The sequence below is a fragment of the Paraburkholderia tropica genome, from assembly GCF_014171495.1.
Taxonomy (GTDB): domain Bacteria; phylum Pseudomonadota; class Gammaproteobacteria; order Burkholderiales; family Burkholderiaceae; genus Paraburkholderia; species Paraburkholderia tropica.
Map to the genome: position 1 here is coordinate 1,710,786 of NZ_CP049134.1, position 14,071 is coordinate 1,724,856.

The window sequence follows — 14,071 nt, forward strand, 5'->3', positions numbered from 1 at the left end:
TCAAGCCGCGCGAACACGCAACGCGGATGAGCAAAGAAAAATGACAAGCGGAACGCGCGCCGCGCGCGTCGAGTGCGCCTCGACCGCGCGCGCCGGATCCGGAGCGCCGGACGCACTTGCGGCGCCCGCTGCGCGAGCCGAACGCTGCGTGACGCCGGGCGGCGCGTCGTCACGCGCGAGCCGGGTCAATCACGCTCACTGCCACACTCGATACGTTTACTTCTTCTCGTCGTCGCTGCCGCCTTCGGTCGCGCCTTGCGCGGGCGCAGCCGGGGATGGCGCACCCGTGGGCGCCGCGGGCTTGAACGGGAAGCTGCTGAACATGTTCTTCGCCTGGTTCTGCATCTGCTCCTGCATCTGCACGAACATGTTCTTCGACTGCTCGATGTAGCTGGTCATCATGCCCTGCATCATCGGCGCCTGCATGTTCATGAACTGCGACCAGACCTCGGGATTCATCGCGTTGCCTTCGTAAAGGTTCTTCGACTGATCGGCGAGCTTGTTCTGGATGTCGATGAACGCCTGGATGTTCTTTTCCAGGTAAGTGCCCATCATGCCCTGCATCGCATGCCCGTAGAAACGGATGATCTGCGACAGCATCGACGACGAGAACATCGGCAGGCCGCCGCTTTCCTCTTCGAGAATGATCTGCAGCAAAATGCTGCGCGTCAGATCCTCGTTGGTCTTCGCGTCGATGACCTTGAACTCCTCCTGCTCGAGCACGAGTTGCTTCACGTCCGTCAACGTGATGTAGGTGCTCGTCTCCGTGTCGTACAGCCGACGGTTCGGATATTTTTTGATCAGTCGTTCGGCGGTTTTCTTTGTAGTCGTCATGTGTCGCCCTTGTATGCGCCAACGCGCGACGGCCGATGCCATCGCGCGTCGTCTAGCCCGGCGGCGAGCCTGCCCCGGCGTGCAAACAGGCGCGCCGCCGCCATCGATCCCCTGTGCCGCCGCGCGTCCCCTGCCAGGCGCGCGGCGCGCGGGATCAGCCCATGTGCAACCCGCCGTTCAGCGAGAAGTCAGCACCGGTTGCGAAGCCCGACTCTTCCGAGGCGAGCCACGCGACGATCGAGGCGATTTCCTCCGGCGCGCCGAGGCGGCGCACCGGAATGGTCGCGACGATCTTTTCCAGCACGTCGGGACGGATCGACTTCACCATGTCCGTGCCGATGTAGCCCGGCGAAACGGTGTTGACCGTCACGCCCTTGGTGGCCACTTCCTGCGCGAGCGCCATCGTGAAACCGTGAATCCCGGCCTTGGCCGTCGAGTAGTTGGTCTGCCCGAACTGGCCCTTCTGGCCATTCACCGACGAAATATTGATGATGCGCCCGAAGCCGCGTTCAACCATGCCGTCGATCACCTGCTTCGTGACGTTGAAGAGGCTCGTCAGGTTCGTGTCGATAACCGCGGTCCAGTCTTCGCGCGTCATCTTGCGGAACACGACGTCGCGCGTGATGCCCGCGTTATTGACGAGCACGTCGACCTCGCCCACCTCGGCCTTGACCTTGTCGAAGGCCTGCGCCGTCGAATCCCAGTCGCCCACGTTGCCTTCCGAGGCGATGAAGTTGAAGCCGAGCGCCTTCTGGTCCTCGAGCCACTTCACGCGACGCGGCGAGTTCGGGCCGCAACCGGCAACCACCTTGAAGCCCTGCTTTTCGAGGCGCTGGCAGATGCCCGTTCCGATGCCGCCCATACCGCCCGTTACATACGCAATACGCTGTGACATAAACCACACTCCATTATCGTTATCCGGAGCGCCGATCGACGGCCCCGGCCTCGCCTCTGTCTGCTGTTGCTGGTCCTGCTGCTAATCGTTGCCTGCTTACCGCATTCGAGCGCGAAAGCGTACCGCGAAGCGGCCGCCTTCGCAGCGTATTGCGTGCTTACGGACGTTCGAGCGCGAGCGCCACGCCCATGCCGCCGCCAATGCACAGCGATGCCAGACCGCGCTTGGCGTCGCGGCGCTGCATTTCGTGCAGCAGCGTCACCAGAATCCGGCAACCCGACGCGCCGATCGGATGGCCGATCGCAATCGCGCCACCGTTCACGTTGATCTTCGACGTGTCCCAGCCCATCTGCTTGTTCACCGCGAGCGCCTGCGCCGCGAACGCCTCGTTGATCTCCATGAGATCGAGGTCGCTCGCCGACCAGCCCGCACGTTCCAGGCAGCGCTTCGACGCCGGTACCGGACCGATGCCCATCACCTTCGGATCGACGCCCGCGTTCGCGTACGCCTTGATGCGCGCGAGCGGCTTCAAACCGAGTTCTTCGGCCTTCTTCGCCGACATCACGACCACCGCCGCCGCGCCGTCGTTGATGCCCGACGCATTCGCCGCCGTCACCGTGCCTTCTTTCGCGAATGCGGGCTTCAGGCTCGCGAGCGATTCCGCCGTCACGCCATGGCGCACGAATTCATCGGTCTTGAACACGAGCGGATCACCCTTGCGCTGCGGAATTTCGACCGGCACGATTTCGTCGTCGAACCGACCGGCCTTCTGCGCGGCTTCCGCCTTGTTCTGCGAGGCTGCGGCGAACGCGTCCTGTTCCTCGCGCGTGATGCCGTATTCCTTCGCGACGTTCTCGGCCGTGACGCCCATGTGGTACTGGTTGTACACGTCCCACAGGCCGTCGACGATCATGCTGTCGATCAGCTTCGCATCGCCCATGCGGAAGCCGTCGCGCGAGCCCGGCAGCACATGCGGTGCCGCGCTCATGTTTTCCTGACCGCCCGCCACGACGATCTCGGCGTCGCCCGCGATGATCGCGTTCGCAGCCAGCATCACCGCTTTCAGGCCCGAACCGCAGACCTTGTTGATCGTCATCGCCGGCACGGCCGCCGGCAGACCCGCCTTGATCGAAGCCTGACGCGCCACGTTCTGGCCCGAACCGGCCGTCAGCACCTGCCCCAGAATCACGTCGCTGACCTGCTCGGGCTTGAGTCCCGCGCGCTCCAGCGCCGCCTTGATGACGATGGCGCCCAGATCCGGCGCCGCCACCTTCGCGAGCGAGCCACCGAACTTGCCTACCGCGGTGCGGGCGGCCGAAACGATCACAATCTCAGTCATTTTCAGTTCCTCCGGGCGGCGCGATTCTGCGAGAGACGCACACCCAGTCAAGTTAAAAATCCGTCAATTTCCTTGCGTGCCCGCGCGCGTATTACTCGCGCTGCTGCACATAGCGGCCCGGCGCGGGCTCGATTTCCGGAAACTCCGCGGAGCCCGCCTGCGCGCGCGGCTTGACCTTCTTGCCGCCGAACTGGTCGAGCCATTCGGCCCACGTGGGCCACCAACTGCCCGGCTGCTCCGTCGCCTCGCCGAACCAGTCGTCCGCCTCCTCGGGCAGATGTTTGGCGTCGGTTTCGAAGCTCCAGAAACTACGCTTGTTCTTCGAGGGCGGATTGATCACGCCCGCGATGTGCCCCGACGCGCCCAGCACGAACTTGAGCGGCCCCGAGAGCAGCGGCACCGAGGCATACGCCGTGCGCCACGGCACGATGTGATCCTCGCGCGAGCCGTAGATGAACGTGGGCACGTCGATGCGCGAAAGGTCCACTTCCTCGCCGCACACCGTCAGCGCGCCCGGCTCGCGGAGTTTGTTTTCCAGATACGTATTGCGCAGATACCACGCATACATCGGACCGGGCAAGCTCGTCGAGTCGCTGTTCCAGTAGAGCAGATCGAACGCAGCGGGCGTGCGGCCCTTGAGATAATTGTCGACGACGTAATTCCAGACGAGATCGTTCGGACGCAGGAACGAGAACGTGTTGGCGAACTCCATGCCGCGCATGAGGCCCGGCGTGCCGCCGTTCTTGCCGCCGATGGTCTGCTCGCGCATCTGCACGTGCGCCTCGTCGACGAACACGTCGAGCACGCCGGTGTCGGTGAAATCGAGCATGGCCGTGAGCAGCGTCATCGACGCTGCCGGATGTTCGCCGCGCGCCGCCGCGACGGCCAGCGCCGTGGCGAGCAGCGTGCCGCCCACGCAGAAGCCGAGCGTGTTGATCTGCTCGCGGCCGCTGATGCTGCGCACCGTGTCGATGGCGCGCAGCACGCCGTCTTCGATGTAGTCGTCCCAGTCCTTGTCGGCAATGGACGCGTCGCCGTTGTGCCAGGACACGAGGAACACCTGCTGCCCCTGCTCGAGCGCGTATGCGACGAGCGAGTTCTCGGGCTGCAGGTCAAGGATGTAAAACTTGTTGATGCACGGCGGCACGATCAGCAGCGGCCGTTCGCGCACGGTCGGCGTGCGCGGCTTGTATTGAATCAGCTGGAACAGCGCGTTCTCGTAGACGACCGAGCCTTCGGTATTCGCGAGATTACGGCCGACCACGAAGCGCGATTCGTCGGTTTGCGAGATCTTGCCGCGCGTCATGTCGCCGAGCATATTCATCACGCCCTGACGCAGGCTTTCGCCGTGACTTTCGAGCAGCGCGTTCTGCGCTTCGGGATTCAGTGCGAGAAAGTTGCTGGGCGACGCCGCAGCAGTCCATTGCTGCACGACGAAGCGGATGCGCTCGCGCGTTTTCGCGTCGGTGTCGAGCGCGTCGACGAGTTCATGCAGATAGCGCGCGTTCAGCAGATACCACGCAGCCGTGAAGGCATACGCGGGCGTGGCCTTCCAGGCCTCGGCGCTGAAGCGGCGGTCCTTGAGTTCGGGTGCCTTGGGCGTGGCCGCCGACGCTTCGCGCAGCAGTTCCATCGCGTCGCGCGAATACTCGGACTGGAGATGCTGCAGCCGCGTGGGTTCGATCGACGCCGTGGGCATCTTGAACGCCTCGAGCGCGCCGAACGGCGAAGCCATGCCCCGGTTCATCGCAGCCGGATTGAACGCCGCGGGATTGAATGCCGAAGCATTAAAGGCAGAAGGATTAAAGGCCGTGGGATTGAACGCCGCGCCGAAGGCCGCATGCAGCGGATTCGCAGCCGCACCGTTGCCCCCGTTCGCGCCCGGCTGAGCCGCCTGGCCCCACTGCTGCTCGCCCGTTTGTTGCGCAGCATTCATGGCGTTGCGCCAGGCCTGCGTCCACGCTTCGAGCATGTGCTGCATACCGGCCGCGTCCGGCGTGAAATTCGGAAAGAAAGACTGTGCACCGTCTGAAGCACCCGCACCCGGGGCCGTCGTGGAACGTTGAGATGCCGTCATGCCTGCTTTTGACCGATGTGTCCCGAAGGACTGGTTGAGAGGCAGGTGGGCCGCGAACGCTGCGCTGCTGCCGTGCGCCTCGTCGCGTCCTGTCCCGTAGGTGAGGGACATTTTTGCTCCCCACTGCAAAGCGTGTCAATGCTTGTTCCCGATTTTGCCGCACTGCGATATTTTTTTTATTATCGTTTTCCCGATGTAATCCTTCGCTTAAATAGCCAACGTAAAGGCGCAATGCGGTGGCGCACAAAAAATCGCCGTGCGCGCAAGTGCTTGCAACGCGCAAGTCGCATCGTCAATTCGATTCGCGACGCATGCTGCGCCGTATGCCGCCAGTTACGGTGCAGCGCAACAAAATACACGGCCAATCGCACATGAAAGCGATAAAGAAAAACGCGCTTCCACCGCGATAAGACTGCGAGGGAGCGCGTATTCTGTTGACGACGCGGCGTGCCGGATGCCGTTCAGGGCGTGATCCAGATCAGGGCGGCCATGCGGCCCGTAACGGGCTCGCGGCGATACGAGTAGAAGCGCTCGCGATCTGTGAATGTGCACATGTCGCCGCCGCTCGCGTGCGCGATGCCCAGTCCGGCCAGTCGCAGGCGCGCGAGCGCCGGGAGATCGGCGAAGAATTTGCCCGGCGCTGCGGCGCGCGGCGCGAATGCGGCGGCGGTTGCAGCGAGCGTCGCGGCGCGTTGTGCGGCGTCGACAGCGTCGGCGTGATTCATGAACGCGTCACGCACGTCTGCCCCCACCTCGAAGGCTTGCGGGCCGATCGACGGACCGAGATACGCATGCAACGCACGCGTCTCGCAACCGGCGAGCGCGGCGACGCGGCGCGCCGTCGCTTCGATCACGCCGGCCGCGAGTCCGCGCCAGCCCGCGTGCGCAGCGCCCACCGCGCGCCCGTCGGGATCGCACAGCAGCACCGGCATGCAGTCGGCGACCATCACCGTACAGGCGATGCCGGGCTGATCCGTCACGCTCGCGTCCGCTTCGAGCGGCGTGTCTGCGCGCGCCGCCGCGAGCGCGTCGGCCGCATCCACCACGCGCGGACCGTGAATCTGCTTGAGCCACGCCGCCGGCACGCCCGCATGCGCGAGCAGACGCGCGCGATTGGCTTCGACCTGATCGAGATCGTCGCCCGAACCGCGTCCGAGATTCATGCCGCCGGGCAGATCGACGCCCTCGCCGTTCGCGTCGCCGTGCTCCGACTTCCAGCGCCCGAACGGCGGCTCGCTGACACCGCCGTTACGCGTGGTGACGAAGGCGCGCACGCGCGGCGACGCACGCCAATCCGGATGCAGCAGATCGGCGGCAATCAGTTCCGGGCAGGTCGTCGTCATGCGGGCTTGTCTCCCTTCGTGTGATCGTCGTGATCGTCGTGATCGCTTTCGTCGTCGCTTTCGCCTTCGTCGTGCCCGTCATCCTCGTCGTCGTGGTCATCTGCGTAATCCTCTTCGTTACTGCCGATTACGTAGCCCTCGTCGGTGTAGGCGCTGTCGAACATGTCGTCGAAGCCGTCTTCGTCCTCTTCCGCGCCGAAGCCGAGCGCTTCGATCAGCTCGTCCATGTCGTCCGGCACTTCGGCTCGCCACTGCATCGCGCGGCCCGTGACCGGATGGATGAGCCCGAGGCGCCAGGCGTGCAGCGCCTGACGCGCAAAGCCGTTGGGCAGCGCCGCGACCGAGCGCTTGCCGCGCGCGTGGCCGTAGACCGGATCGCCGAGCAGCGGATGGCCGACAGCCGCGCAATGCACGCGAATCTGGTGCGTGCGGCCGGTCTCCAGATCGCAATGGATCGCGCTGACCGGCTGGTTGTGCCAGAGCGTCTTGTCGATGCGGCGGAAATGCGTGCGCGCGGGCTTGCCCGACGCGCCCTTCACCACCGCCATGCGCGTGCGTTCGCGCGAATCGCGGCCGATCGGCGCGTCGATCGTGCCGGATTCGGCGATATTGCCCCAGACGAGCGCCAGATAGCGGCGCTTGACCGTGCGCGCCTGCAACTGGCGCACGAGGTCGGTCTGCGCCTCGAGCGTGCGCGCGACGACCATCAGCCCGGAAGTTTCCTTGTCGAGCCGATGCACGATGCCCGCGCGCGGCAGCCCCGCCGCCGCTTCGCCGTAGCGATGCAGCAGGCCGTTGAGAATCGTGCCGCTCCAGTTGCCCGCCGCCGGATGGACGACGAGGCCCGCGGGCTTGTTGATGACGACGATCGCGTCATCTTCGTAAATAATTTCGAGCGGCACCGGCTCGGGCGTGAACGCGAGCTGCTCGGGCAGCAGGTCCGGCACGAGCTCGATCGTCGCGCCAAGCGGCACCGGCTGGCGCACCTTGGCCGGTTTGCCGTCGACCAGCACGCGCTGCGCCTCGATCCAGCTTTGCAGCCGGTTACGCGAAAATTCGGGGAAAACCTTGGCGAGCACCTTGTCGAGACGCTCGCCCGCAAGCTCGTCGGGCACGTCGGCGCGACGCGCTTCCTGCTCCTGCTGAGCCTGACGCGTACGGGGCTTTCCCGCCGGAATACCGCCAGAAATAGCGCCTGAAGCCTCTTCGGAGACGTCTCCGATCAGGTCGTCGTCAAGCGCCTCATTGGCTGCTGCGGCATTGGGGTCATCGCCCAGGCTATAATCGCTGATGCTGTTTTGGGCGCCGGGAGCGCCGGCACCCGGAGTAACTGAACGGGTCATTGAGTCTGGGTCACCTGTGGACCTGAAGCTGGACTGGAAAATGCGAGCCTTGAACACGATTACGAAACTGGCCCAATATGCGGTGGCCCGGAACGCGGCACGAGCACAAACGCTCGGCAAGATTGGCAACATCATTCGCATTGCCGCCTGCGGCGCTGCGATTGCCGCTGTCGCGGCCTGCCACGGCCTGCCGGAAAAGACCGACGAAACGGCAATGTGGAACAACAACAAATTATATACGGAGGCCCAGGACGCGCTGTCCGGCGGCGACTGGGGCAAGTGCGCGAAATATTTCGAGCAGCTCGAAGGTCGCGATCCGTTCGGCCACTTCGCCCAGCAGGCGCAGATCAACGTTGCCTACTGTAACTGGAAGGACAACGAGAACGACGCGGCCGACCAGGCGATCAACCGCTTTATCCAGCTGCACCCGGATCACCCGGACATCGCCTACGCGTACTACCTGAAGGGCATGATCCACTTCAACGACGACCTCGGTCTGTTCGGCCGCTTCTCCGGCCAGGACATGAGCGAGCGCGATCCGAAGTCGCTGCGCGAGTCGTATGACGCGTTCAAGGTGGTCGTCGACAAGTACCCGCAGAGCAAGTACGCCCCCGACGCGGCGCAGCGCATGCGCTACATCGTGAACGCGCTGGCTTCGCACGAAGTGCACGCGGCCGACTACTACTATCGTCGCGGCGCCTACGTGGCGGCCATCAACCGCGCGCAGCTCGCGATCACCGAGTACAAGAGCGCCCCGGCGATCGAAGACGCGCTGCACATCATGATGCTGTCGTACCAGAAGCTCGAGCAGCCGCAACTGGCCGACGACACGCGCCGCGTGCTCGCCGCCACGTTCCCGGACAGCCCGTACATCACGGGTCACGCGCGTCCGACCAAGGGCGACAACAAGTCCTGGTGGCAAGTCTGGTAAGCGCTGTTCAGTCACCGCGCCGGCCGTTATGCGGTCGCCGCGGGCTGAAACAAAAAACGCCACGGTTTTCCGTGGCGTTTTTTTATGCGCTCGCGCGGATCAATCGCGCTCGAACAGGGCGATCGATTCGACGTGCGAGGTGTGCGGGAACATGTTCACCACGCCCGCGCCCTTGAGGCGATAACCGGCTTCGTTGACCAGCACGCCCGCGTCGCGCGCCAGCGTCGCCGGACTGCACGACACGTAGACGATGCGCTTGGGCAGCGGACCGTTGCCGCTCTGCGCGATCTCGGCGAGCGCCTGCGACACCGCGAATGCGCCTTCGCGCGGCGGATCGACCAGAAACTTGTCGAAGTGGCCGAGCGCGCGGATATCGTCGGCGGTGACTTCGAACAGGTTGCGGCAGGCGAACGACGTATGACCGTCCACGCCGTTGGCGCGCGCGTTTTCGAGCGCGCGCGTCGTCAACTGCTCGCTGCCTTCGATGCCGACCACCTCGCGCGACAGACGCGCCAGCGGCAGCGTGAAGTTGCCGATCCCGCAGAACAGATCGAGCACGCGGTCGCCCGGCTCGGGCGCGAGCAGACGCAGCGCGCGGCCCACGAGCACGCGGTTGATCTGATGATTGACCTGCGTGAAGTCGGTCGGCTTGAACGGCATGCGGATGTCGAATTCCGGCAGCGTGTAGTCGAGCGGCGTGTCGAGCGGATAGAACGGGAACACCGTCTCCGGGCCCTTCGGCTGCAGCCAGAACTGCACGTTGTGCTCGTCGGCGAATGCGCGCAGCAGATCTTCGTCGGCGGCCGTAATCGGCTCCAGGATGCGCAGCACGAGCGCCGTGACGCTCGAACCGACAGCCAGCTCGATCTGCGGCATGCGATCGCGAATCGACAGCCCTTCCACCAGCTTGCGCAGCGGCACCAGCATCGCCGAAACGTGCTGCGGCAGCACTTCACAACTCGTCATGTCGGCCACGTAGCTGCTCTTGCGCTCGTGGAAACCGACCAGCACGCCGCCCTTCTTCGGCACGTTGCGCACGGTCAGGCGCGCGCGATAGCGATAACCCCACGACGGCCCGTGAATCGGGCGGAACATCGTTTCTGAACGCACCTTCGAGAGATGCTGAAGATTGTCTTCGAGCACGCCTTGCTTGACGGCGATCTGGGCGCGCACGTCCAGATGCTGCATCGAACAGCCGCCGCATTTGCCGAAGTACGGACATTGCGGCTTGGTGCGGATCGCGCTTTCGCGCAGCACGCTCACGACTTCCGCCTGTTCGAACGTCGGTTTCTTGCGATAGCTCAGATACGTGACGCGTTCGCCCGGCAGTGCGCCCTCGACGAAGATCACCTTGCCCGGCTCGCCCGTTTCGGTGACGGTGCGGCCCACGCCGCGCGCCTCCATATCGAGCGATTCAATTTCGAGAATCGGGGCCTGAGCGACCGAGGCTTCCACGGCGGCGCGCTTGTCGGCGCGGCGTTCGCGTTTGCTGCGCTTCTTCGAGGGCGCGACGGGGAGCGCACCGGCCTGAAGGGGCGCGGCGTGGAGAGTTTCGGCTTGAGGGTCGGGGGCAGCTTGGGACACCAGCGGATTCCTGACAGACAGTGGGGGTGGATTTTTTGGGCGAAGGCGAGATTGTAGTCGATTCGGCGGCCGCGACCTCATGCGCGCCGCGTCGCGCTGCACGGAAATCACGCTAAACGACGCGATCTGCGCCTGCGCCGAGTCTGAAAATCGGACCGCTGCGCTTTCAGATTAGTCTGATGCCCGTGACTGACGCCCGTCAGTACGATGGTTCTTGCGACGTGCCTGCGACGCGCACCGATCTCCAGCGGCTTCCATCGATACCACCCGCAGACTCCGCTTTCTTTCCGTTTGATCTCCGCCCGACGCCATTTTCGCTCGGCGTCTTCGCGCGGCATTTCGGATTCCCGAATAGATCGCCCATCCGGTTTCGGACTCATCTGATGGAAACGGCACGGCGTTCAGCGTACTCGTTGCAGACCCCATCACTATTTTCGACATCGCCATGAAAACCCTGCTTTGCTGCACACTCGGCGCCGCGGCGCTGGCACTCGCCGCCTGCTCCGCGCCCACGGCCAAACCGGAAACCGTCATGTCCACGGTCGCGCCCGGCATGACGCAAAACGACGTCATCAAGCGCGTCGGCCCGCCCGACCGGTTCTACGGCGAAAGCGGCAACGAATGCTTCCAGTATGCGCTCGGCAAATACGGCAATGTGCCGTTCGCCATCTATTTCAAACGCCAGGCGGTCATTGCGACCGCGCGCGCGACCTGCGATCCCGCACAGGTCCGCGCGGCTGCCGGGCCGGCCGTCGCCTGGCATTCGACCGACTACAGCGTCACGCGCCGCTGATCCGCGCAACGCAAGCATCGTTTCTGCACGGCTTCCTGCACGATACTGTCCAGATCTTCTCGTCTCGCAATCGCGGGAGTTCGCCATGAAACTCGTGAGCTGGAACGTGCAGTGGGGCCGCAACGCATCGGGCATCGTCGATCTCGCGCGCACCGTGCGCGAAGCCCGGCGGCTCGCCGACTTCGACGTGCTCTGTCTACAGGAAATCACGCGCGGTTTTCACGCGCTGCCGGGCGGTCCCGGCGACGATCAATTCGCGGAACTCGCGGCACTGCTGCCGGGCTTCACCGTGATCGAGGCGATTGGTGCCGATCTGCCCCCGGTGTCCGCGCACGCGGGTCGATCCGTCGGAAAACGGCGGCAGTTCGGCAATGCGCTCGCGACGCGGCTGCCTGTCGCGCAGGTGTTCCGCCATCTGCTGCCCTGGCCCGCCGACGAGGCTGCGCCCTCGATGCAGCGTGTGGCGCTCGAAGCCGTCCTCGATGTTTCGGGCGCGACGACCGCGGGCGGCGCGCTGCGCATCCTCGTGACTCATCTGGAGTTTTATTCGGAACGCCAACGGCTGGCGCAGGTGGATGAGTTGCGCCGCTTGCAGCGCGAAGCCGCCGGACACGCGGCGCAGCCCGCACCGGCTGAAAACGCCGACGGGCCGTTCGCACGCACCGCCCGGCCCGCGAGCGCAATCGTCTGCGGCGATTTCAACAGCGAATGGAATAGCGCGGCGTACCGGCGCATGCTGGCGCCGATCGATGACAGCCCGGCCTTTATCGACGCCTGGGCCGCGCTGCACCCGGGCGCGACGCCGCCGCCCACGGCAGGCGTCTACGACACGCAGCAATGGCCCGACGGACCGATCAGCTGCGACTTCGTGTTCGTCACGGAGGATTTGAGCGCGCGTCTTAAGCGCTGCGAGTTCGACGGCGCGACGCAGGCGTCGGATCATCAGCCGGTCGTACTCGACATCGACTGATCCCGAGCACGAACGCGTGCCGCACCGACTTACTCGGCGTCGCCGAACGCCTTCAGATATTCGTCCCAGTGCGGCGCCGTTTCGGCCGCGAGCGACTGCTTCACGAAGGTGATTTCGTCCGCATATTCACGCTCGCTGAAGCCGCCGCGCATCATCTGAAAGCGGCAGTAAAGCAGATACGTATTGACCACGTCCGTTTCGCAGTAATTGCGGATTTCCTCGATCTGGCCCGCCTGGAACGCCGTCCACACCTGGCCGCCGTCCATGCCGAGCTTGCCCGGGAAGCCGCACAGCTTCGCGAGCGCGTCGAGCGGCGCGTTGGCGCGCGCCTGGTACATCGCGAGCAGGTCCATCAGGTCGGTGTGACGCGAGTGATAGCGGCTGATGTAGTTGTTCCACTTGAACTCGCGGTCCGCATCGCCCATTTCCCAGTAGCGCACCGCGCGAATGCCGTGCACCAGCGCGCGGTAGTGCAGCACGGGCAGATCGAAGCCACCGCCGTTCCACGACACCAGTTGCGGCGAATACTTCTCGATGGTGCGATAGAACGAGTCGATCAGCTTGGCCTCGCCGTCACCGGGCGTGCCGAGCGAGCGCACGCGAAAGCCCTGGCCGTCGCGGAACACACAGGAAATCGCGGCCACGCGTTGCAGATGATGCGGCAGGAAATCGCTGCCCGTCTTCTCGCGGCGCGCGGCGAACGCGTGTTCGGCCACTTCGGCGTCGGTGAGCGTGGCGGGCAGATCTTCGAGACGGCGAATGCCGTCCACATCGGGAATCGTCTCGATGTCGAATACGAGTACAGGTGTCATACCGGATAGCAGCACGGAATCGGCGCGGACAGCCCGCGCCGAAGGGGTTGTTCTGGGTGAGTCGGGCTTAGAGAACGGCGTCCTTGCGCACGCCGTTCGACGCGAAAAAGCGTTTGAGGCGCACCAGCGCTTCCTGCTGGATCTGCCGCACGCGCTCGCGCGTGAGGCCCATTTCGTCGGCCAGTTCTTCGAGTGTGGCCGGTTCGATATGGTTCAGGCCAAAGCGCCGTTCAATGACGTGACGATGCTTGTCCGACAAACGGCCGAGCCATGCGCGCGTCAGCGTTTCCAGTTCGCGATGCTGCACTTCGGCATCGGGCGACTGGCTCTGGTCGTCGGACAGCAGATCGAGCAGGCTGCTCGCGGGATCGAGATCGAGCGGCGCGTCGAGCGAAGCCGTATGCTCGTTGAGCGCGAGGATGTCGGTGACTTCCTCGGTGGTCTTGCCGGTGAGATAGGCGATGTCGTCGATGCTCGCGTCGCGCCGTTCCGACGCCGCGTTGGTGTTCATCGAATTCTTCTCCAGATGGCGCTTGGCGCGCAGCACCTGGTTGAGTTCGCGGATCACGTGCACGGGCAGGCGCACCGTGCGTGCCTGGTTCATGATCGCGCGCTCGATACTCTGACGGATCCACCAGGTGGCGTAGGTAGAAAACCGGAAGCCGCGCGTAGGGTCGAACTTCTCGATCGCGTGCATGAGACCGAGGTTGCCTTCCTCGATGAGATCGAGCAAAGGCACGCCGCGATTCAGATAACCTTTCGCAATGCTCACGACGAGACGCAAATTGCGCTCGATCATGACCTGACGCGCCTCGAACTCGCCGGCCTTCGCCAGACGCGAGTAGCGCTGCTCCTCCTCGACGGTGAGCAGCGGCTTGACGCTGATCCGGTTCAGATAATGCTGGATGGTGTCGGCCGTGAGCTCGGCCTGAAGGATGGCGCGGAAATCGTCGGCGTCCGAGGGCGCGGCGCCCTCTTCGCCTTCGCGGCTGCTACTTTCTTCGGAGCCCGATTCACGCTCTTCGCGTTCCTCGCGCTCCTCGAAATCGCGCTCCTCGTCGTCGGCCGCCTGCGCGCCGTCCTCCACCGAAACCTGGGCGGCTTGACTGTCAGACTCGGCTTGCTGCAGACGGCGCTTCGATTTCGGCAT

The 14,071-nt window shown here is 64.7% G+C and carries 12 protein-coding genes; 3 read left to right on the forward strand and 9 right to left on the reverse strand.

Features of this window, described 5'->3' with window-relative positions:
- Nucleotides 1-216: 216 nt before the first annotated feature.
- From phaR to G5S35_RS07645, 6 genes are all read right to left on the reverse strand, one after another.
- Nucleotides 217-834 (reverse strand): polyhydroxyalkanoate synthesis repressor PhaR, encoded by a 618-nt coding sequence (phaR, locus tag G5S35_RS07620; protein WP_110329035.1) that lies wholly within the window; start codon nt 832-834, stop codon nt 217-219.
- A gap of 154 nt (nt 835-988) precedes the next feature.
- Nucleotides 989-1,729, reverse strand: a complete 741-nt coding sequence (locus tag G5S35_RS07625; protein WP_065065584.1) for a 3-ketoacyl-ACP reductase — start codon at nt 1,727-1,729, stop codon at nt 989-991.
- 157 nt (nt 1,730-1,886) lie between these two features.
- On the reverse strand, nt 1,887-3,068 hold the full coding sequence (locus G5S35_RS07630; protein ID WP_183038130.1) for an acetyl-CoA C-acetyltransferase: 1,182 nt from the start codon (nt 3,066-3,068) through the stop codon (nt 1,887-1,889).
- Nucleotides 3,069-3,159: 91 nt separating this feature from the next.
- On the reverse strand, nt 3,160-5,049 hold the full coding sequence (phaC, locus tag G5S35_RS07635) for a class I poly(R)-hydroxyalkanoic acid synthase (protein WP_420874510.1): 1,890 nt from the start codon (nt 5,047-5,049) through the stop codon (nt 3,160-3,162).
- Between the two features lie 557 nt (nt 5,050-5,606).
- Nucleotides 5,607-6,488, reverse strand: coding sequence for a peptidoglycan editing factor PgeF (pgeF, locus tag G5S35_RS07640; RefSeq protein ID WP_183038131.1), 882 nt, complete (start codon nt 6,486-6,488; stop codon nt 5,607-5,609).
- Nucleotides 6,485-7,831 carry an RluA family pseudouridine synthase gene (locus tag G5S35_RS07645; RefSeq protein ID WP_176079275.1) on the reverse strand — a complete coding sequence of 449 codons (1,347 nt, stop codon included), beginning with the start codon at nt 7,829-7,831 and terminating at the stop codon, nt 6,485-6,487. The genes pgeF and G5S35_RS07645 overlap by 4 nt, the downstream gene beginning before the upstream one ends.
- A 40-nt stretch (nt 7,832-7,871) precedes the next feature.
- Here G5S35_RS07645 and G5S35_RS07650 point away from each other — a divergent pair, with 40 nt between their 5' ends.
- Nucleotides 7,872-8,762: an outer membrane protein assembly factor BamD gene (locus G5S35_RS07650; RefSeq protein WP_065060110.1), complete on the forward strand. Its 891-nt coding sequence runs from the start codon at nt 7,872-7,874 to the stop codon at nt 8,760-8,762.
- Nucleotides 8,763-8,861: 99 nt separating this feature from the next.
- Here G5S35_RS07650 and rlmD read toward each other — a convergent pair whose 3' ends face one another.
- On the reverse strand, nt 8,862-10,166 hold the full coding sequence (gene rlmD / locus G5S35_RS07655; protein WP_237181367.1) for a 23S rRNA (uracil(1939)-C(5))-methyltransferase RlmD: 1,305 nt from the start codon (nt 10,164-10,166) through the stop codon (nt 8,862-8,864).
- Nucleotides 10,167-10,791: 625 nt separating this feature from the next.
- On the opposite strand from rlmD, the gene G5S35_RS07660 reads away from it, so the two are divergent.
- A complete protein-coding gene (locus tag G5S35_RS07660) occupies nt 10,792-11,139 on the forward strand; it encodes a hypothetical protein (protein ID WP_080180532.1) in 348 nt (115 codons plus the stop codon).
- A gap of 85 nt (nt 11,140-11,224) precedes the next feature.
- Complete coding sequence (locus tag G5S35_RS07665) at nt 11,225-12,109, forward strand: endonuclease/exonuclease/phosphatase family protein (RefSeq protein WP_074984208.1); 885 nt, start codon at nt 11,225-11,227, stop codon at nt 12,107-12,109.
- Nucleotides 12,110-12,138: 29 nt separating this feature from the next.
- On the opposite strand, the gene G5S35_RS07670 is transcribed toward G5S35_RS07665, so the two are convergent.
- Both G5S35_RS07670 and rpoS read right to left on the reverse strand, forming a co-directional pair.
- Nucleotides 12,139-12,921 (reverse strand): 3'-5' exonuclease, encoded by a 783-nt coding sequence (locus G5S35_RS07670; RefSeq protein WP_074984210.1) that lies wholly within the window; start codon nt 12,919-12,921, stop codon nt 12,139-12,141.
- Nucleotides 12,922-12,988: 67 nt separating this feature from the next.
- Nucleotides 12,989-14,071, reverse strand: a complete 1,083-nt coding sequence (rpoS, locus tag G5S35_RS07675) for an RNA polymerase sigma factor RpoS (RefSeq protein WP_074984211.1) — start codon at nt 14,069-14,071, stop codon at nt 12,989-12,991.